Source organism: Methanococcus maripaludis, assembly GCF_013760955.1.
Classification (GTDB): domain Archaea; phylum AGJL01; class Methanococci; order Methanococcales; family Methanococcaceae; genus Methanococcus; species Methanococcus maripaludis_A.
Genome location: NZ_JACDUL010000001.1, coordinates 44,792 through 63,147 on the forward strand (window position 1 = coordinate 44,792; position 18,356 = coordinate 63,147).

Annotated in this window: 17 protein-coding genes; 7 read left to right on the plus strand and 10 right to left on the minus strand. The window is 32.8% G+C overall.

Annotated elements, in window-relative coordinates; all coding sequences use genetic code 11:
* Positions 1-6: 6 nt before the first annotated feature.
* From cobQ to cbiT, 7 genes are all read right to left on the minus strand, one after another.
* On the minus strand, positions 7-1,485 hold the full coding sequence (gene cobQ, locus HNP90_RS00210) for a cobyric acid synthase CobQ (protein WP_011976863.1): 1,479 nt from the start codon (positions 1,483-1,485) through the stop codon (positions 7-9).
* 129 nt (positions 1,486-1,614) lie between these two features.
* Positions 1,615-2,730, minus strand: a complete 1,116-nt coding sequence (gene hisC / locus HNP90_RS00215; protein WP_011976864.1) for a histidinol-phosphate transaminase — start codon at positions 2,728-2,730, stop codon at positions 1,615-1,617.
* Positions 2,731-2,755: 25 nt separating this feature from the next.
* Positions 2,756-3,415 carry a DUF2100 domain-containing protein gene (locus HNP90_RS00220; RefSeq protein ID WP_011976865.1) on the minus strand — a complete coding sequence of 220 codons (660 nt, stop codon included), beginning with the start codon at positions 3,413-3,415 and terminating at the stop codon, positions 2,756-2,758.
* Positions 3,416-3,431: 16 nt separating this feature from the next.
* Positions 3,432-4,679 (minus strand): ornithine cyclodeaminase, nickel-pincer nucleotide-dependent, encoded by a 1,248-nt coding sequence (locus HNP90_RS00225; RefSeq protein ID WP_011976866.1) that lies wholly within the window; start codon positions 4,677-4,679, stop codon positions 3,432-3,434.
* Positions 4,680-4,767: 88 nt separating this feature from the next.
* Positions 4,768-6,777: an ATP-dependent DNA helicase gene (locus tag HNP90_RS00230; protein ID WP_011976867.1), complete on the minus strand. Its 2,010-nt coding sequence runs from the start codon at positions 6,775-6,777 to the stop codon at positions 4,768-4,770.
* Between the two features lie 126 nt (positions 6,778-6,903).
* Positions 6,904-8,466: an alpha-glucan family phosphorylase gene (gene glgP / locus HNP90_RS00235; protein WP_011976868.1), complete on the minus strand. Its 1,563-nt coding sequence runs from the start codon at positions 8,464-8,466 to the stop codon at positions 6,904-6,906.
* 96 nt (positions 8,467-8,562) lie between these two features.
* A complete protein-coding gene (gene cbiT / locus HNP90_RS00240; RefSeq protein ID WP_011976869.1) occupies positions 8,563-9,108 on the minus strand; it encodes a precorrin-6Y C5,15-methyltransferase (decarboxylating) subunit CbiT in 546 nt (181 codons plus the stop codon).
* A gap of 148 nt (positions 9,109-9,256) precedes the next feature.
* On the opposite strand from cbiT, the gene radA reads away from it, so the two are divergent.
* On the plus strand, positions 9,257-10,225 hold the full coding sequence (gene radA / locus HNP90_RS00245) for a DNA repair and recombination protein RadA (RefSeq protein WP_011976870.1): 969 nt from the start codon (positions 9,257-9,259) through the stop codon (positions 10,223-10,225).
* A gap of 80 nt (positions 10,226-10,305) precedes the next feature.
* On the opposite strand, the gene HNP90_RS00250 is transcribed toward radA, so the two are convergent.
* The gene (locus HNP90_RS00250; RefSeq protein WP_011976871.1) at positions 10,306-11,784 is read right to left on the minus strand and encodes a methanogenesis marker 14 protein; all 1,479 of its coding nucleotides are present in this window, start codon (positions 11,782-11,784) and stop codon (positions 10,306-10,308) included.
* 311 nt (positions 11,785-12,095) lie between these two features.
* On the opposite strand from HNP90_RS00250, the gene HNP90_RS00255 reads away from it, so the two are divergent.
* Entirely contained in the window at positions 12,096-12,860 is a 765-nt protein-coding gene (locus tag HNP90_RS00255) for an ABC transporter substrate-binding protein (RefSeq protein ID WP_011976872.1), read from the plus strand.
* 28 nt (positions 12,861-12,888) lie between these two features.
* Here HNP90_RS00255 and HNP90_RS00260 read toward each other — a convergent pair whose 3' ends face one another.
* Positions 12,889-14,046, minus strand: coding sequence for a geranylgeranyl reductase family protein (locus HNP90_RS00260; RefSeq protein WP_011976873.1), 1,158 nt, complete (start codon positions 14,044-14,046; stop codon positions 12,889-12,891).
* On the opposite strand from HNP90_RS00260, the gene HNP90_RS00265 reads away from it, so the two are divergent.
* The 5 genes from HNP90_RS00265 to HNP90_RS09485 all read left to right on the plus strand — a co-directional run bounded on the left by HNP90_RS00265 (position 14,045) and on the right by HNP90_RS09485 (position 17,398).
* A complete protein-coding gene (locus HNP90_RS00265) occupies positions 14,045-14,785 on the plus strand; it encodes a cobalt-precorrin-7 (C(5))-methyltransferase (RefSeq protein ID WP_081430732.1) in 741 nt (246 codons plus the stop codon). The genes HNP90_RS00260 and HNP90_RS00265 overlap by 2 nt on opposite strands.
* Positions 14,786-14,798: 13 nt before the next feature.
* Entirely contained in the window at positions 14,799-15,431 is a 633-nt protein-coding gene (locus HNP90_RS00270) for a hypothetical protein (protein ID WP_011976875.1), read from the plus strand.
* Between the two features lie 95 nt (positions 15,432-15,526).
* Positions 15,527-15,829 (plus strand): FUN14 domain-containing protein, encoded by a 303-nt coding sequence (locus HNP90_RS00275; protein ID WP_011976876.1) that lies wholly within the window; start codon positions 15,527-15,529, stop codon positions 15,827-15,829.
* 36 nt (positions 15,830-15,865) lie between these two features.
* Positions 15,866-16,921 (plus strand): nucleotidyltransferase domain-containing protein, encoded by a 1,056-nt coding sequence (locus HNP90_RS00280; protein WP_011976877.1) that lies wholly within the window; start codon positions 15,866-15,868, stop codon positions 16,919-16,921.
* A gap of 27 nt (positions 16,922-16,948) precedes the next feature.
* Positions 16,949-17,398, plus strand: coding sequence for an HAD family hydrolase (locus HNP90_RS09485; RefSeq protein WP_011976878.1), 450 nt, complete (start codon positions 16,949-16,951; stop codon positions 17,396-17,398).
* Between the two features lie 22 nt (positions 17,399-17,420).
* Here HNP90_RS09485 and HNP90_RS00290 read toward each other — a convergent pair whose 3' ends face one another.
* Positions 17,421-18,311 (minus strand): phosphoadenosine phosphosulfate reductase domain-containing protein, encoded by an 891-nt coding sequence (locus HNP90_RS00290; protein ID WP_011976879.1) that lies wholly within the window; start codon positions 18,309-18,311, stop codon positions 17,421-17,423.
* Positions 18,312-18,356: the final 45 nt, after the last annotated feature.

An 18,356-nucleotide genomic window follows, 5' to 3' on the forward strand; every position in this document is an offset into this window, starting at 1 on the left:
TCAATGTTATTTTATAATTTTTGAAAGATCGAGACTTTCCTCGATTAGTTTAGATAATTTATCCATATTTTTATTGAAAATTTCAGCGTAATTATCATTTTCAATTTTTGATAGGTTTTTTCTGTTGTTTACAATATTTACGAGGTAATTTCTAAATTCGAAATTTTCGAGTATCCCGTGAAAATAGGTTCCGAAAATATAGGAATTCCCTACTACCTTAAAGGAACCGTCATATGAATTCCCGCAATTTCCAAAACCTCTTGAAAGTGATATTAAGGGAGTTTCATTTGAAACTGAATATCCTTCATGTAATTCATAGCCCGCCACATCAAAATTTTGATCAAAAATTGATATTTTTCCAGTTGAGTTTTTTATCGCCTTTTTATTTCCAAAAGTCGTTTCCATATCAAATAGCCCGAGTCCTGAAATCGTTCCAACGTCGCCTTCTGAAAAATTTTCATCAATTAACATTTTTCCAAGTGTTTGATACCCCCCGCAGATTCCAAGAATTATTCCCCCACGTTCTATGAATTCCATTATTTTTTTATCCATTCCGTGTTTCTTCATTAAATCCATTTCAACGGTTGAACATCTGGTTCCCGGCAAAATCAAGATATCTCCAGTTATATCATCGTTAAAATCAAGATATCTCATTAAACAGTCGCTTGAAAGCGGATCAACATCTGTAAAATTTGCAATTTTTGAAAATTTAACAATGTTTACTTCAATAGGGCTTTTTAAATTTCCAAATACCCTCTTACCTTCCAAAGCCTGACTGTCTTCTTCAGGAAGTATCAATGTTTCGTCATAGGGAATAGTTCCAATAACAGGAATGTTTGTCAGTTCCTCGATTTTTTCAAATCCATCTTTTAAAACGTCGATATTTCCCCTAAATTTATTGATTACAAATCCTTTTAAGAGTTTTCTCCAATTTTCCGGGAGTAACTGAACTGTTCCATAAATTGCTGCGAAAACTCCGCCTCTATCAATATCAGATACTAAAATTGCATCAGCTCCAGAAATTTCTGCAATTCTTAGGTTTGCTATATCATCTTTTAATAAATTTATCTCACAACAGCTTCCAGCCCCCTCAATTACGACGTAATCATAATTTGTATCCAAATAATCGATACTTTCTTTTATTTTTTCGAGCATGTCGTCCTTATTTGATCGGTATTCATTATAATCCCTATCTTCATAAGGAGTTCCATGAACTATAACTTGCGATATAAAATTACCTTTTGGCTTTAATAAAATCGGGTTAAAATGAACAGAAGGTTCAGCTCTTGCAGCCATTGCTTGAGTATACTGCGCTACTGCAATTTCCCCATCCTCAATGCTGACTCTTGAATTTAAACTCATGTTCTGTGATTTAAAAGGTGCTACCTTGTAACCTTTGTTTGATAACATCCTGCAAATTCCAGACACTAAAACCGTTTTCCCACTGTTTGAAGAGGTTCCTACGACCATGATAAATTTAGCCATTTTTAAACACCGAGAAATTTTTTTAATTTGTAAATTTTTCTTTAGCAAGGTTATGGAAAAACCGAACATATAATAGTTACGATATATCAGTTATATCTTCAAAATAAAATTAAAAAATAGAAATAAAGATTATTCGACTACTTCGGACATTATTTTCAAAAATCTCTCGTTTTCGTCAAATGTTCCTATTGAAACTCTGAAATAATATGGTTCAAGCCCTTCAAATGAATAACAGTCCCTTACGATTACTCCTTTTTTCAAAAGAACTTCACAAAATTCACTCGAATTCATGCCGTTTTTAACTTTTACAAGCATGTAGTTTGCTTCAGTAGGGTAGACTTCGAGCTGTTTAAATTTTTTCAAACCATTGTAGATTTCTTCCCTGCTTTCAATTCCTTCGTTTAAGCATTTTTCAAAGAATTCTTTATCTTGAAGTGCAGTTATTGCAGACGCTTGGGAAGCCCTTGTTAAACTAAAGATTGGTTTTATTCTCATCATGTAGTCAACAATTTTTTTACTTGTAACCCCATAACCGACCCTCTGTCCTGCAAGTCCAAATACTTTTGAAAATGTTCTTAAAACAAGCACATTGTCGTATTTTAAAGCCCAGTCTGTTAAATCGTAATCTTCATTTGAATATTCAATGTACGCATGGTCAATCATTACGAGTGCATCCGTACTTTCAACGATTTTTTTAATATCTTCGGTTGGAATTACGTTTCCAGTCGGGTTATTTGGCGTGCATAAGAATATTGCTTTTGTTTTTTCAGTAATATTATTTAAAACGCTTTCAATATCCAATTTAAATTCATTTTCTTCGTCAAATTTTGCCCATTTTATGTTTGCACCGTGGATTTTTGCAGAAATTGCGTACTGTGTAAATGTTGGAATTGGAATGATTACTTCATCGCCTTCATCGATTAATATTCTCATGATGTTATCGATTACTTCATCCGCCCCATCTCCACCAACAATGATGTTTTCAACAGGCATTTTTGTAAATTTACTTATTTCATCCATTAATTCAGGATTTATTGGTTGGGGGTACTGGTGGAGTTTCGAAACTTCATCCATTAATTTTTCTGCAATTTTTGGCGAACAGCCCCATGGGTTTTCATTTGAACCCAATTTAATAATTTTTTCAGGATCTATTCCATAATTTCTTGCAATTTCTTCTTTTGACTTTCCTGGAACGTACGCTTTAAATTCTTTAACTATTGCTCTTACTTTATCATCAATTGACATTAAAAACACCTAAATAAAATAAAAATTAAAGTATTTCATCAGCATTTAATTTTTCCGCGTTGTAGAGTTCTTTTGCTCTTATGTAGATCAATTCATCGGCAACGTCTCCATCTTTAACAAGCACTACAACTTTAGACGGGGATATGTTTGATATAACTTTTGAAATCTGCTCTTTTGTGATTTTACATTTTTTTTCTATTCCCAATAAAGCTTTTTCAGGAATTTTAGGATTTACAACTTTCATATCCTCAATTTCCAAGACTCCTTCTGTTGAAATAATATTCAAGTCAGGATTGATGTCTTTTAAGGATTTTAATACTTTTTTATTGCTTACAATATAAAGTGCCTGTCCATCCAAAGAAATTGTTTCAAAATCAAATCCAAATCCGCTTAAGACATTGTTAATATGTTTTTGAGCTTCAAAAAGAAGTTTTGAAAATTCTTTAGCTTTTTCTTCATCCAGATCATGATTTGGTGCATATTTGTATAGATCTTCATCTGCCTCAAAAAGCGAATGAACTGCCTTTTTAAATTCTAAAGTATCGATTTTACCTGCTTTTGCATCTGAAAATGTCTTTTTATCATTATTCTGGCTTAAATTTTGAGTAGTTGAAACTGTTTTTGTTTTTGAAATTGTTTCAACGGCCCTTTTAATTAATTCTTTTGAATGCTGTGTTTCTGACATATTTTTCCCCAAAAAATTATTCCTGTAATTCAAGTCTTTCTAATTCTTTCAAAAGAAGTACTAAAAATACCCCTACATCAGTAACTACTCCGATAGCCTGTGAAGTTCCCCTATCCATTAATTTAGTAACTGTTGAAGGCTGTATGTCGACACAGACTGTTTTTATGTATGAAGGCATTAAGTTACCCGTTGCAACAGAGTGTAAAAGTGTTGAAAGCATGATAACCATTTTTTTATCCATTACCATAGTTCTCATTTCATCCTGTGCAACCATAGCATCGGTTATAACATCTGGAAGTGGTCCATCATCTCTAATACTTCCCGCAAGTACATATGGAATCTCATTTTTTATGCACTGATACATTATACCTTCTTTTAATGTGCCACTCTCGACTGCGTTTTTAATGCATCCTGCATCAATTATCGTATTTATTGCATAGATATGGTGTTTGTGCCCGCCAGTTACAGGTTTTGCAGTTTTTATATCTACTCCAAGTGAAGTTCCAAAGAGTGCTGATTCAATATCATGGGTTGCAAGTGCATTTCCTGCCAAAATTGCTTGAATATATCCAAGTTCGACCATTTTTGCTAAAGCAGGGCCTCCACCGGTGTGTATAATTGCAGGGCCGCCAACAATTGCAATTCCGCCTGTTCCTGTTTTTTTATACTCTTCCCGTATTTCGTACATTTCCTTTGCAATTCTCTTAATAATTGCTTCTTTTGGCTTTTCTGAAGATACTTCTGAGTTCATGAATTCAAAAAGCTGTCCTGCTTCTCTTGACTTTTCAGGAGGCATTACTCTGATTCCGTTGTGGCCAATTACTACAAAGTCTCCTTTTTTCACTTTTCTCATTACTTTTGTTTCTGCCCTTTTTTCTTCAGGATAAACAACAATTACAGCATCCATCTTTGGATTTGCAACTTCTATCCATTCATCATTTACTTTTACGTGTGTTGGGTGATTTGTAGTTGAATAAAATCCATCTGGTAAAACACTGTCTTTTAAAGCAGGTTTTAAATTGGCATTTTCAATTTCAGGGATATTTGCACCGACATTTTGAAGTTCTTCAAGGATTTGGTCAAGATGCTGTTCAGAAGTTCCAGAAATTAACAATTTTGCATATGATACATCGGTTTTTTTCTTCCCGATATCAAATTCCAAAACTTTATAGTCTCCGCCAAGTTCCAAAGTTCTGTCAAATACTTTTGCGAGTATAAAGCTGTCAATTATGTGTCCTTTTAATTCAATTTCCCTCATGAACATCAAATCACCCGATAAATCTCTCTAAAATTCAGTTATCAATTGTGTATGTGCTACATAAATATATAATTTTTTGAATGTAATAAAAAAATTATTTAAAAAAAGAACTGTTTTTCAAATTATCTTCTTTCATCTTTTTCATGAATTTTGGAATGTATTCTTCAGCGGTATCGACAGACATTGGTAAAAATTTATCTTTTAGATATTTTCTTTTTAACATTTCTGAACCCACCCATTCATTGAATCGTTTATCCTGTATAATTACAACACCATAATCCGTTTCAGTTCTGATTAATCGTCCAATCATCTGTATTACGGTTCTTGCCATTATATGAAACGACGTCATTAAAAATGCACTCCAGTGGGCATCTTTAACTTTTCTCGACTTCAATCGTTCTTCGAGAAGTGTTTGTTCTCTTTTTAAAAGCGGTGTTGGAACTGGAAACGGTAAACTATCGATTATAACACATGTTAATGCATCACCGGGGATATCTACACCTTCTGCAAATCTTCCCGTTGCTAAAAGGAGTCCGCCGTATTTTTGAAAGTCTTCTTTTAGTTTTTTTGCAGCTTTTCCGTCCATTCCTGATTCATAGCAGTATATGTTTCCACGATATCCTGCATCCAAAAAATATTCGTGAGCAGTTTTTAAATCCCCAAAACTTTTAAAAAGTATCAAAGTGTTTCCTTTTGCAGCTTTTACCATTTTAAACAGATTTTCATTTGCTTTATTTCGTTTTTTATTGTTTGATTGGAAATCCGTTGAATTAAATTTCATATCTTCCCCGTCTGAGAGTGAAATTATATTTCGCCTATCTTTTGAAAAGGGGCTGTCAAGAAGCAGCGTTTCACTTTTTCCCATACCAGTCTTTATTGCGTGAATATTTAAATCTCCAAGTGTTGCCGAACAGTGAACTACTGATGCATCCCCGTAAAGTTTATTTAAATAATTTGAAACGAGCACAGGTTCACAGAGAATCGATCCGTTGTTTTTATACACGACAAAATTTCCAGTAATATTTCTAAGATTACCCAAATTTTCCAAAAATTCAACGAGTGGAACGTCTGAAATTCTCCTATCTGCAATAAATTGAAGTTCTAGTGGGATCAAACCCTTGTTATCAATTTTAAATTTCAAATCTTTTTTGTCAAGTTCTTCGTTTTCATTTAAATCTTCGATTTTTTCCTTAATTTTAACTATATCGTTGTATCCTTCAAGAAGAGTTCCTAAAATTGCTACATCTTCTTTTAATCCAAATGAAGTAATCTTAAATCCATCAAATACCAGCGAATTTTTACAATCTTTTCCAGCCGCATTTTTTACAACGTAATCTTGAACAATTGTCCAGAAAATCTCGTCTTCTTCCTCAGATACTCTATCCATATGCACCCTCAACCTTGAATTTGAGTAGTGGTATGCCATAAATCTAAGTCTTCTTAAAGCATATTTTGGATTTATTACAATTGTTGCCGCATTCCTAATACTTCCCTCAAGTTTGTGGGCCTCGTCACAGATTACAATGTCAGTTTGTTTCTTTTTGTCGATTTCGTCTTTTAAATAATAGTAAATAGTGTTGTTCATCACGATTATGTTTGCATCAAAGCATTCGATCTTTGCTTTTTGATAATCACACATACAAAGCGGACAGTAAAATTTTATATTTCCATCAAATTCAATCTTTTCCTTTTTTGTACCACAAACACAGACCGGTTTTTTGTTTGGCCTGTAAATACATCCTTTATTTAATTGGCAGTACAGTGTGTTTGCTTTTTCCCCTTTTGATTTACAGAAAAAGTTTCCCTTCCCCATCATGAAAGATACTTTTAAATTGTGTTTTAATGAATTCAAATCTTCTACGATTCTTTCTTGCTGGTCAATCGTTTCCGTAAGAATCATTACCCTTTTTCCACGTTCTGCAAAGTACAATGCAGGAATTAAGTATGATAATGTCTTTCCAACTCCCGTTGGAGCTTCAACTACAAGGTTTTTCTTATTGGTTACACATTCGTAAATTTTTCCCATTAAAACTTCTTGCTGGGACCGCATTCCATGATAAGGAAATTTTTCTTTAGAATATTCTTTAAATTCGTAAAAATCCATGATTACCACATAACTTGAAAATAGTTTGAAAATCTAATAAGGTGCCACCTTTTATTTATAAGTATTTATTGGTGGCAAAAATACAAAAAAAGCTGTTTTCATATTTAAAATTAAATTTAAATGATTTTAATCACTGTAAAGTTTTTTATCATACTCTATTATCATTCTTTCAGCATCAAAATATTCTACAACGTGGTTTACGGCATTTGCAGCCTTTTCCCACCATTTGTCAGTATCGTAAATCTTTATCGCTTCTTCAAGATACTTGTACATTTCATTTGCTTCGTAATTTTCATCGAGATTCACCCCGTCTCCGATAGTAAAACTGTCCTCAGGATAAGCTTTTGCCCATTCAACATGCCATCCATCCATTGTACTCATGTGTATCGATGCATTCATTGATGCAGTCATTCCAGAAGTTCCGGATGCCTCATTTGGTCTTCTTGGGGTGTTTAACCATACATCAGACCCCTGTTTTAAAAGTTTACTGAGTTTCAGTTCATATCCAGTCAAAACTGAAACATTTTTAAGTTCCCTCGTTTTTGAAACTATCCAGTTAAATGTAATCTGCGCATTTGCATCTGCAGGGTGCGGTTTTCCGGCCCAGAGTATCTGAATTTTTCCAGTTTTCAATAAATTTTTAAACCTTTTTTCGTCTCGAAGTAAAAATGAAGGTCTTTTGTAGTCTGCAAATCTTCTTGCCCACACAACAGTTAAAATATTTGGATCAAAGAGACTTCCCGTTTGATCAGCTACTTCTTCAAAAAGCTGCTTTTTTAATTCCAGTTTACGTTCACGGAGCATTTTTATATCTTTTTTTTCCGCAGCTTCCTTTATTTGAGTATCTTGCCAGTAATATTTATCCTGTGCATTTGTAATGTTTATTATAGGCTCTCGATTAGTCACCCATGCCCACATTTTTTCCGAAGTTTCCCTGTGAAGTTCTGAAACTGCATTTGATCGTTTGCACATTCTTAAAGCTGCGACTGTTAAATTAAATGGATTTCCACCATATTTTTCAGCAGTTTTCGTATCGATACTTCCAAAAAATCCCATGCTTTTTAAAAGATTTATATCCTGTGTTTCATTTCCAGCAGGAATTGGGGTGTGCGTTGTAAATAAAAGATGCTCTTTTACATAATCAATTCCGTAGTCTTCGAGCATTTTAAATGCAATTGGTAGAGAATGAGCTTCGTTGATATGAAAAAGTTTTACATTTTCACATTCTCGAATGACTTTGTATCCTCCGATTCCCAGAACGATTTCTTGAGCGATGTGGGTTAAATTATTCCCATCATATAGTCCGTAAGAAATAGTTCTCGATAAATGATCATTTTCTGGAATATCAGTAGTTAAAAAATAGATTGGACATGTATTAAACGTATTTTCTTCTAATTTGTACGCTTTAACCCATATATTTGTTCCGTTTATTACCACTGGAACTTTTAAATCAATATCTGTTAAAAAATCGTAGTATTTCCTTATATTTTCAACTTTCATACGACCTTCACGATCCCGTACTTGGTCGTAGTATCCGTAGCTCCATAGCATGGAAACGCCAACTAGCGGTACATTTAGTCTTTTTGCTGCTCTAAAATGGGATCCTGCTAAAAACCCGAGTCCTCCTGCATACGTCTTTAAAGACTGATCGATTGCAAACTCCATGCTAAAATAAGCAGTGTTTTTCATTAAATCCCCCAAAATAAAGTTAAAGCGTGAATTCTTGAGTAATATTATGTTTCTATTTTATATTTATTAAATATATCTAAAAGAGATTAATAAATTCTATTTTAAAGTAGCAGTTATGATAGTTATCGGGTTTTTTGAAAGCATTATGTGCCCGGAATTAATTTTTTTTCCGTAAGACACAGATACATTTACAAAATCCACGTTGTATCTGAGTTCTTCAAATTTACTAATTATTTTTACACTGTTTTCAAGAACGATTGTGTTTGCAACCACTTTCTCAATTTTCTTTTCTTTTAAAATTTCCAAAATTTGTTCGATATTTTGCGTTCCGCCAATAAATACCTTGTTAAAATCAAATTCTGAAATTAAATCTTTTGCATCTCCAAGAAATACTTCACAATTTTCTATTTTAAACTTTTTTAAGTTAGTTACTGTCGTATTTTTTGCGTCTTCGCTGTTATCGATCGCATAAACAAATTTTGAGCGTTTTGATATCTCCACACTCATGCCGCCGCTACCGCAACCAATATCTAAAACAATATCTTCGGGATTCAAATTTAATTTACCGATACTCACAGCCCTAATTTCTTCCTTAGTTATCGGAACCCCTTCCATTCTAAAAAATTCACTGTCTTGGATCATTTTTTCACATTAATTATTATTTTGATTAACAAGTTATAAATACTGATTTTAGCTACTTATATATTGGCTTAATTTTTAAATAGTAACAATTACGGTATTTCTATACACATTTTATTATTCTCATCATATCTAACAAAAAGGTGAAGTTATGGCTGACGTTTTGACTGAATTGCCGGGAGTAGGCCCATCAACTGCGGAAAAATTAATTGAAGCAGGATACCTCGATTTTATGAAAATTGCAACAGCAACAATTGGTGAATTAACCGACATTGAAGGAATCAGTGAAAAAGCTGCTGCTAAAATGATTATGGCTGCAAGAGACTTGTGCGACCTTGGATTTAAAAGCGGTGTTGAATTATTAAGACAGAGACAGAGTGTTTGGAGACTTTCAACAGGCAGTAAAGAATTAGATACTGTTCTTGCAGGAGGACTCGAAAGTCAGTCAGTAACTGAATTTGCAGGTATGTACGGAAGCGGTAAAACGCAAATCATGCACCAATCATGTGTAAATTTACAGATTGCTGGAAAAATATATGCTGATTTAGAAGGGGTAGTTGAAGAAGAACTTGAACATCCAAAAGCAGTTTATATTGATACTGAAGGTACATTCAGACCTGAAAGAGTTGTTCAAATGGCTGAAGGACTTGGAATTGACGGTCAGCTTGTTTTAGACAACACATTTGTTGCAAGAGCATACAACTCAGACATGCAGATGTTATTTGCTGAAAAAATCGAAGACTTGATTAAAGGCGGAAATAACATTAAATTAGTAATTATCGACTCCCTTACAAGCACTTTCAGGAATGAATTTACAGGAAGAGGTAAATTAGCTGAAAGACAGCAAAAATTAGGTAGACACATGGCTACACTAAACAAACTTGCAGATTTATACAACTGCATTGTTTTGGTTACAAACCAGGTTGCTGCAAAACCAGATGCATTCTTTGGTGTTGCTGAACAGGCTATCGGTGGACACGTTGTTGGACACGCTGCAACATTTAGATTCTTCTTAAGAAAATCAAAAGGAGATAAAAGAGTTGCAAAATTATACGACTCCCCACACTTACCAGATTCAGAAGCAGTTTTTAGAATTACAGAAAAAGGTATTATGGATTAATATCTTTTAAAATAAATTTTAATATTTTCTTTTTTTAAAACTTAAAAAAATAGAAATTTTTGATTATTTTTAATTTAAACTTATTTTATCATTCCCATTTCTTTTTGTCGTTTTATCCTCTGAGCCAATATGCATGGACCGTTTCTTTTTCCGCCGATTGGCACATTTGGCGTTCCAAGACAGTTCATACATCTTGCCATAACACTTGCACCAAGGGCGAGTCCATCTTCAACGAAAATTATGTTTTCTGAAACATTGTCCCATATTCCAAGCTCTGAAAGCATTTCAATTATCAATTTTGGCTTTTGGCCGGTAATTCCTGCCCTTCCAGTAATTCCTATTGCAGTAGCCCCACTTATAATTCCTTCTTCATGTGCAATTTTTATCAATCTTTGAGTGATTTTTGCAGAAACTATGTCTAAGGTGTACATCATAGTTGGAAGATTTGACTCTTTTAAAATTTTTGCACCGATTTTTTCAAGTTCTGGAATATCGCTTCCATTTTCACCGACATCGCAACCTATTAAAAACGTTCCTGCTTTTTCCGCACTTTCAGGGTTTACTGGAACAGTTCCAAATCGTTCCATTCCTTTTGGAACTTCTTTTATAATTACGTGCTCGTGGATTTCTTTTGCATATTTTTCCGCAAGTTCCTTATTTGGACTTCCTTTTTCAGCGTGAATATCTAAAACCGCACCGCCCCTTTTACTTACCAAATCAGTTCCACGAACAACCGCATCTGAAACTGCACCTGCAAGCCCACAGAGATTTCCAATAACTTTTGCATAAGGCTCCCCATTGTTTGTAATCCTTCCTGCCAAGGTTGTTCCAAAATCAATACTGATACAAGGGTTTCTGTAGTCCACCCCAGTCCATTTACTTCCAATTTTTAATCCTGCGGTTACAAGTTCCCCTTCCATTTCGTTTGCAACCACTTCTTTTCCAGTTGGCGGAACTACTCCTGTTACCGCCCCATCGAAAATCAATTTTTCAATTAAAGTGTAGTCTTGAAGTATTTCTGGAAGCTGTTTTTTTGTCATTATTGGAGTCATCTTTCCATTTGGAATTCCCGCCATTCTGCATCCTTCTGCAAGAGATACAATCATTACACCAACTTCTTCAGGTGATGCAAAACCTGCAGTAACCCCTGTACTTCTAACAACAAAATGGAGGTCATCTACATTCAAATGTGCTTTATCCATCGCCCCTTTTAACACATCTCGAACCATTTCAGAAACTGCTTCTTTTGTTAATTCAACGTCCCATATGGTTCGTCCAAAAACTTCTTCTCCTTTTTTGGGAGTTCGAACATCCCTCGTCATTCTAACTTCTTTTGATACAACGTATGTCTTTCCAGAGCCCATCTCTGTTGCAGTTATTATCGCTTTTGTGGTAGTATTTCCAAGCTCAACAGATGCAACAGTATAGTATGGCAATATATTCTGATTTGGGCCTACCCTCTTTGGATTTAAATCCATTACATCAATACTTTGTGATTTCGCATAATGAATTTTTGGTGATTTACTAAATATTCCTTTAATTGAATCAAGAAACCCCATGTATATCTTCTCCTTAATTTTAAAATGCATTACAGACATTAACGGATTAAAAAAACAGTATAAATTATGGAAATTTGATTATATAAATGTAGTATTTTTGAATTTTAATTTGAGAATATATATTATACGTTAAATATCCCATTATTTTGCTTAATATAACCCATTAATCGTTACGATTGTAATGGTTTAAACTTACTATTATACTAAAATTAATTATTTTTGGTTAATTAGATCAATAACCTCAGCTAAAAGTTAATATATGTGGACAGTGCAGAGAAATATCATTATTATCAACCCATAATGGAGATAATATGAAAATCCCCGAAATCCCCGTAATAATAGCATCTATATTGATAATAACTTCTTTTTCAGGATGTATCTCTTCTTATGGTATGGACTCTGACACAGTAACTCCGGGTGTATTGACTATTGGAATCACACCTTCCCTGCCACCACTGGAGTATTATGAAAACGGTGAATTAAAAGGATATGATATAGACCTGATGAAGGAAATTGCATATAAAATGGGTTTAAAACCGGAATTCAAAATTTACAGTTACGAAGGTGCACAAAAAGCACTTTTGAATGGCGAAATTGACTGTATACCTTCAACGGCAATTTCACCTGAAAGAAAGGAAAAAATGGACTTTTCAAGGGCATATGTACAAACATACATGGTAATTGCAGTTTTTGAAAGCAGTTCTTATCGCGAAATTAAAGATTTGAATGGAAAAAACGTTGCAGTTATAAAAAATACCTATACTGAAGACTGGGCAAACTTCTACTTAGGAAGTACTACTGCAAATATCAAACCTTATGAAAGTGTTGACAGTTTGATGTCAGATGTAGAATCCGGAAACCTTGATGCAGTAGTTACTGATCAAATACACATGGATTACTACGCCCACAAGAATAATCTCGATGCTAGAATGATTTCTGAAAAGATTACGATTATTTACTGGGCAATTGCAGTGAAAAAAGGTAATAATGGGCTTCAGGACCAAATAAATGATGCATTGTTTGAACTAGAAGAAGATGAAGCACTATACGAATTAAGAAATAAATGGTACGATTAATAACTTCAATTCTATTTTTATTAATTTTCTATTTTCCAAAGATAACTCGATCCAAAATCGGCCTAACAACTGTTGATGGGTTATCCATATCTCCTTTTTCATTTATAAATTCTACAAGGTTATTTTTATTAATAAAATCAAAAATCCTGTCCATTTTATCGTTATTTAACATGTTTAATATTTTTCTAATTTTGATATTCTTATCAATTTCAGATGAAATTTCGCGTTTCCAGTTTTTTTCATAATTTTTTAAAAATTCAACATTGTAATTTCCTTCAAAATAATGATTTATTGTATCTGCACAGATTTTTCCACATTTTGCACCATAGTAAAGTCCACCCCCACTTAATGGCTTTACCTGGCCTGCGGAATCTCCAACAAGCATTACGTTATTTTTTACTGTTTTTGAATAACCGATTGGAATCGCACCACAGATAAATTCAACCGGAGTTGCATTTTTCAAAATTTCTTTTGCAATCTGGTTATTTTCTATAAAATCCAGCAATTTTTTGTAAGAATTAGTTGAATCACACATTCCAACCCTAACCCTATCGTTTCCAAGCGGAATTAACCACGTGAAAAACTTTTCAGAATACCTTTTATCATAAATTACGTAAACAAAATCATCATCAATTTTCGCATTTACAAATTCAATCTGAACTCCCGAAATTATTTCCCTTTTTTTATCAAGCATATTCAATGATCTTCCAATTGTTGACCTTATCCCATCAGCTCCGATAATTATCTCAGGAGAAACCTCGAAAATTTCGTCCATGTGCATTATTTGCAATTTATGCCTGTTGTTATCTCGATCGGAGGGTAAATTTGAATTTTTAATTTTCCCGTATGATTTTAACAGTACATCCACATTTTTAGATGCCCTTACTGCAATATCTTTATCCATTACTTTTCGTTCGAAGACTTCTGCACGAATCTCTTCATTTCCAACAGTAATAGAGCTGTTTTTTGAATAAATATGCGCTCCCCTAACTTTATTTACTGAACCCTTTGGATTTCCAAGTTCTTTTATACAATTTTTACTCAAAAGCCCTGCACACTGGAGTGGAACTCCAATTTCCTGATGTTCTTCCAAAACGAGAACTTTTCTATTTTTAATATTTTCCCCAGTAATAAATCCAGAAGGCCCACCACCAACAATTACGACATCGTACTTTTCAAAATCCATGATATTCCTGAAAAATTTTTTCGAAAGATTAATAGTTTTTAAATCTTATATTAAATATCATTTTAAATATAGTTTCGCAAAAACTCTTTTGAAAATTAAAAATGAGGATATCATGATTTATATCGTTGGAATTGGACCTGGAAACAGGAACTATGTTACAGAAAAAGCATTTGATACAATTAAAACTTCAGATTTTGTTTTGGGAAGTAAAAGATCCCTTGATATCTTTGAAATTAACGGAAAAAAAATAGAACTTACGGTAAACCTCAAAAACGAACTTTGCGAATTTTTAACAAATTATAAAAAGTCAAATTCTAAAAAAAAGGTTTCTATTTTGTCAACAGGGGACCCCTGTTTCAGCGGCCTTTTAAAAACCATTTTTTCATTTGATTTTATTGAAAAAGAAGATTTTGAAGTGATCCCTGGAATTTCTTCAATTCAAATAGCTGCTGCAAAAGCCAAAATCTCTTGGGAAGATTACAATATCCTTACATTACATGGAAAAGAAGAAAATCTAAAAAAATTGCTAAATTATGTAAAAAATGGTGAAAAAGTGATTTTTTTACCAAACAATTTAAAAAAGGACCTCAAATTCCTGATTGAAAATGGCATTTCTGGCGAAAAAGAATTAACCGTTCTTGAAAATCTTTCATATGATAATGAAAAAATAATTACTGATAAAATATCGAATTTACTTGAAAATGATTATTCTTACCTTTTGGTCTGCATTATAAACTGAGGAAGGGATACTTTTGAAAAAAATAGTCGCGCTATTTGTAGTTTTAACCTTATTTTCAGGATGCATTGGAAATGATTACAGTTCTGTTGAAATCGTTGAAAATAGCCCGTATCCAGAATTTATCTACGTAAATAACGATATGCTAAAAATAATAGTAAATAACATATCTGAAAAGCAGATTTCTGACCATTTTTTTGTAATACTTGATGGAGCATATATTAATAAAAATAATTACTCAAAATTGGCAGTTAGAACTCCACTCTGGAGATTTGGGGGCCTTTTTGTAAATGAAAATACAAAATCAGGAAATGGCCTTATATTTTTAAATTCGAATTTTGTTGGAACGCCAGATCTTAAATACAATATACCTCTCAATTACAACGATATAATAATATACGATGAAAATTACGGAATATTTATTGAAATTGGAAAAGAATACAGCTCAGCTGAGATAATTGCTGAAAATTTTCCCGAAAATAAATATTTTATGGAATATACTAATGACATTGCAAGTAAAAATATTATAAATCGTACGATTATTGAAAAAGAAGATATTTTAATTGGAATATACGTATTGGAAGGTGGAATTCCTATTACAAATCTGAATAACGGCGTATTTAACATGCATATTAAATCCAAATCTTAAAAAACTTTTAATTTTTGAAAACCAAATAAAAAGATATAAAAAATGAGTTAACGAATTAAATATTAATATATAAAAGCGGAAGAAAGGGATAGATCATGGACCTAATGCAATTTGTTCCAGACCTCGGAACTGGATTTATAACGGGTTTTGTTGTTGGATGGGGAATTAAAATGGCCATAAAAGTAGTTATTGCATTAATGGGCCTTTATGTATTCAGTTTAATTTATTTGAGTAATTTGGGAGTTATTTCCATAAACACTGAAGCATTGTTTGGCCTTGTTGGAAACGTTGAAGGTGCAGTTATGTCTTATGGAAGTTTAGCTGTTGGATTAATTCACTCTGTGTCACTCGGCGGAGGATTTGCAGCAGGTGCAGCAGTCGGATTAAAACAAGGTTAATTAAAAACCCATATTTAAATTTAAAAAAGTGAAACTATGGATACACGTATTAGGGATTTTATAAAAACCGATGAAGGTTATTTTGCAGTAAATACTTATTATCACCCCGAAAATGCCCTCATTTCCTTTTTAAGATATATAAATATTGAAAAAATAGGGAATCATATTTTAAAAGACTACGATCTCGACGAAAGTGACATAAGGATACTCGACAGCCAGAGATTTATAAAAGTAGCAGATAGCGCGAAAGCCTATGCAATTTTAAAAGAATATTACCCAGAATATTTGTTTTATGATACTATAAATGACGTTCTCTTGCATGCAATTCCTAAAACCAATATTAAAGAGATTTTAAGTCCTCAAAAAAGGTTGCAGGACGTTTTAAATGAGCAGAATACGGAAGCCGAAATAAAATGTGCGAAATTAGCAGATATTCTCCATGATTATGGGCTTGACTATAAAAATATGGGGGTTTCAGGATCTACTGTTTTAAAACTAAACAATGAAAATTCAGATATCGATTTTGTAATTTATGGAATGAAAAACCACAAAAATGCAAGAGAAATTCTTTCAGAAACATTTGAAGATGGTGTTTTATCCCCACTTTCTGAAGATTTCTGGAAAAAAGCGTATGCAAAACGAATAAAAGATGGAACTTTAACTTACGACGAATTTGTGTGGCATGAAACGAGAAAATTGAATAGAGGTGTTGTTGACGGCGTTATGTTTGATTTACTTGCGACACGGGACTGGAATGAAATAACTGAAAAATACGGGGAAAAGAAATATAAAAATTTAGGATTTATCCAGATTAAAGCAAAAGTAAAAGACGATTCGTTTGTTTTTGACAACCCTGCAGTATACAAAGTTGAAAATGTTGAAATTTTGAACAATGAAAATAACGCAGATGTTTCTGCATCCGAAATTGAAGAAATAGTATCTTTTACCCACACTTATGCGGGATCTGCATATAATGGCGAAGAAATAATTGTTCGGGGAAAATTAGAAGAAGTTTCTGGAAAAGAAACTTACAAAAGAGTTGTTGTTGGAACTACAAGAGAAGCATTCAACGAATACGTAAAACTTAGCTAAATTAATTTTCTTTTTTTAGGTGGTATTATTATTGATATTCCAAATTACGGTAAAATAACTTCTAAAACGGTTGTTTTTGATTTAAACGGGACTTTAGCAGTTGATGGAATTGTAAACTCCGAAATAAAAGAACTTTTAAAGAAACTTGGAAAAACTTATAAAATCGTCGTACTTACGGCAGACACTTACGGAACTTTAGAAAAGGAATTTAATGGTCTTCCAATTGCCATTGATAAAATAAAAAACGAAATAGAAAAAGTAAATGCTGCTGAAAAATATTCGCCATATATTGGAATTGGAAACGGGAATAACGACTGTTTAATGCTTGAAAAAAGTGAACTTGGAATATTAATAATCGGGGAAGAAGGAGCTTCAACTAATGCGCTTTTAAAATCAGATATTGTTATTAATAATATAAAAGATGCGATAAAGTTACTTTTAAATGAAAAAAGGATTGTTGCAACGCTTAGAAAATAAAATATAAAAAATAAAATTAAATTTAAACTTTTTTTAAAATTTCTTCAATTTTTTTAAGGTATTTTTCTTCTTCTGGAATTACGGTTATTTCTTTTGTTGGAAGGGTAATTGATGCCCTAAATCCGTTTTTTCTTGCAATTTCTGTTGCTTTTTTATTTAGATCATATAAATCATCAAATAATTCAGTTGTTAATTCGCAAGTTGGACTACAATACTGAAGACAGCAGCCTTCTCTCCAGTACCCGATTTTATTCCCTGCTTCACTTACACGCTTTATATCTATTTTATAGTGTTTTTGAAGATTAAACACATCAAAATGTCCAACCCTAATTAATGGCCTGAAAAAATGAATTTTGTACCTTTTTGGAACTTTTGTAAGTTCCATTTTTTTATAAAGTTCGAATTCATCTTTTCTATTTAGTTTCGAATTATTTTCACGCATATATTGAAAGACAGGACCTGCAATTTTTTCAAGAGCAGTTTCTCCAGTCATTATTATTTTTGCATTTTCTTCTTTTGCAATATCTATCATTCTAGCTTTCATTATCGTTTTACAGATCCTGCAGATGCTTTTTCCTTTTGCACCTTGCGTTTTTTTGGCCAATTCTTCAGTAATGTCTGGAAATATTATCGGTACATTAAATCTATCTGCTAATTTTTTTGCTTCGTTTGTTGAAATATCCCAACTCCATTTATGGACAAAATGAACACACAAATGAACGTTTAATCCAAGATCCTTTGCAATCGCGAGTGCAACAGCACTATCTTTTCCGCCACTGAGCATTACAACTATTTTTTCGTCTTTTAAATTCAGTTCTTCAAAATTATTTAAAATATCGTCTTTTAACTGATTTAAATGCATTAAATTCCGTTTATTCTGTGTCCAGGGCCTAAATTCAAGATTATTATCCATAAAATCACATTTCTTTAAAAGTTTAAAATTAATTAACATAACTAA

Bases quoted from the DNA above. Each gene is read 5' to 3' on its own strand.
- cobQ (WP_011976863.1), bottom strand. From the start codon at position 1,485: ATGGCTAAATTTATCATGGTCGTAGGAACCTCTTCAAACAGTGGGAAA.
- hisC (WP_011976864.1), bottom strand. From the start codon at position 2,730: ATGTCAATTGATGATAAAGTAAGAGCAATAGTTAAAGAATTTAAAGCG.
- HNP90_RS00220 (WP_011976865.1), bottom strand. From the start codon at position 3,415: ATGTCAGAAACACAGCATTCAAAAGAATTAATTAAAAGGGCCGTTGAA.
- HNP90_RS00225 (WP_011976866.1), bottom strand. From the start codon at position 4,679: ATGTTCATGAGGGAAATTGAATTAAAAGGACACATAATTGACAGCTTT.
- HNP90_RS00230 (WP_011976867.1), bottom strand. From the start codon at position 6,777: ATGGATTTTTACGAATTTAAAGAATATTCTAAAGAAAAATTTCCTTAT.
- glgP (WP_011976868.1), bottom strand. From the start codon at position 8,466: ATGAAAAACACTGCTTATTTTAGCATGGAGTTTGCAATCGATCAGTCT.
- cbiT (WP_011976869.1), bottom strand. From the start codon at position 9,108: ATGATCCAAGACAGTGAATTTTTTAGAATGGAAGGGGTTCCGATAACT.
- radA (WP_011976870.1), top strand. From the start codon at position 9,257: ATGGCTGACGTTTTGACTGAATTGCCGGGAGTAGGCCCATCAACTGCG.
- HNP90_RS00250 (WP_011976871.1), bottom strand. From the start codon at position 11,784: ATGGGGTTTCTTGATTCAATTAAAGGAATATTTAGTAAATCACCAAAA.
- HNP90_RS00255 (WP_011976872.1), top strand. From the start codon at position 12,096: ATGAAAATCCCCGAAATCCCCGTAATAATAGCATCTATATTGATAATA.
- HNP90_RS00265 (WP_081430732.1), top strand. From the start codon at position 14,045: ATGATATTCCTGAAAAATTTTTTCGAAAGATTAATAGTTTTTAAATCT.
- HNP90_RS00260 (WP_011976873.1), bottom strand. From the start codon at position 14,046: ATGGATTTTGAAAAGTACGATGTCGTAATTGTTGGTGGTGGGCCTTCT.
- HNP90_RS00275 (WP_011976876.1), top strand. From the start codon at position 15,527: ATGGACCTAATGCAATTTGTTCCAGACCTCGGAACTGGATTTATAACG.
- HNP90_RS00280 (WP_011976877.1), top strand. From the start codon at position 15,866: ATGGATACACGTATTAGGGATTTTATAAAAACCGATGAAGGTTATTTT.
- HNP90_RS00290 (WP_011976879.1), bottom strand. From the start codon at position 18,311: ATGGATAATAATCTTGAATTTAGGCCCTGGACACAGAATAAACGGAAT.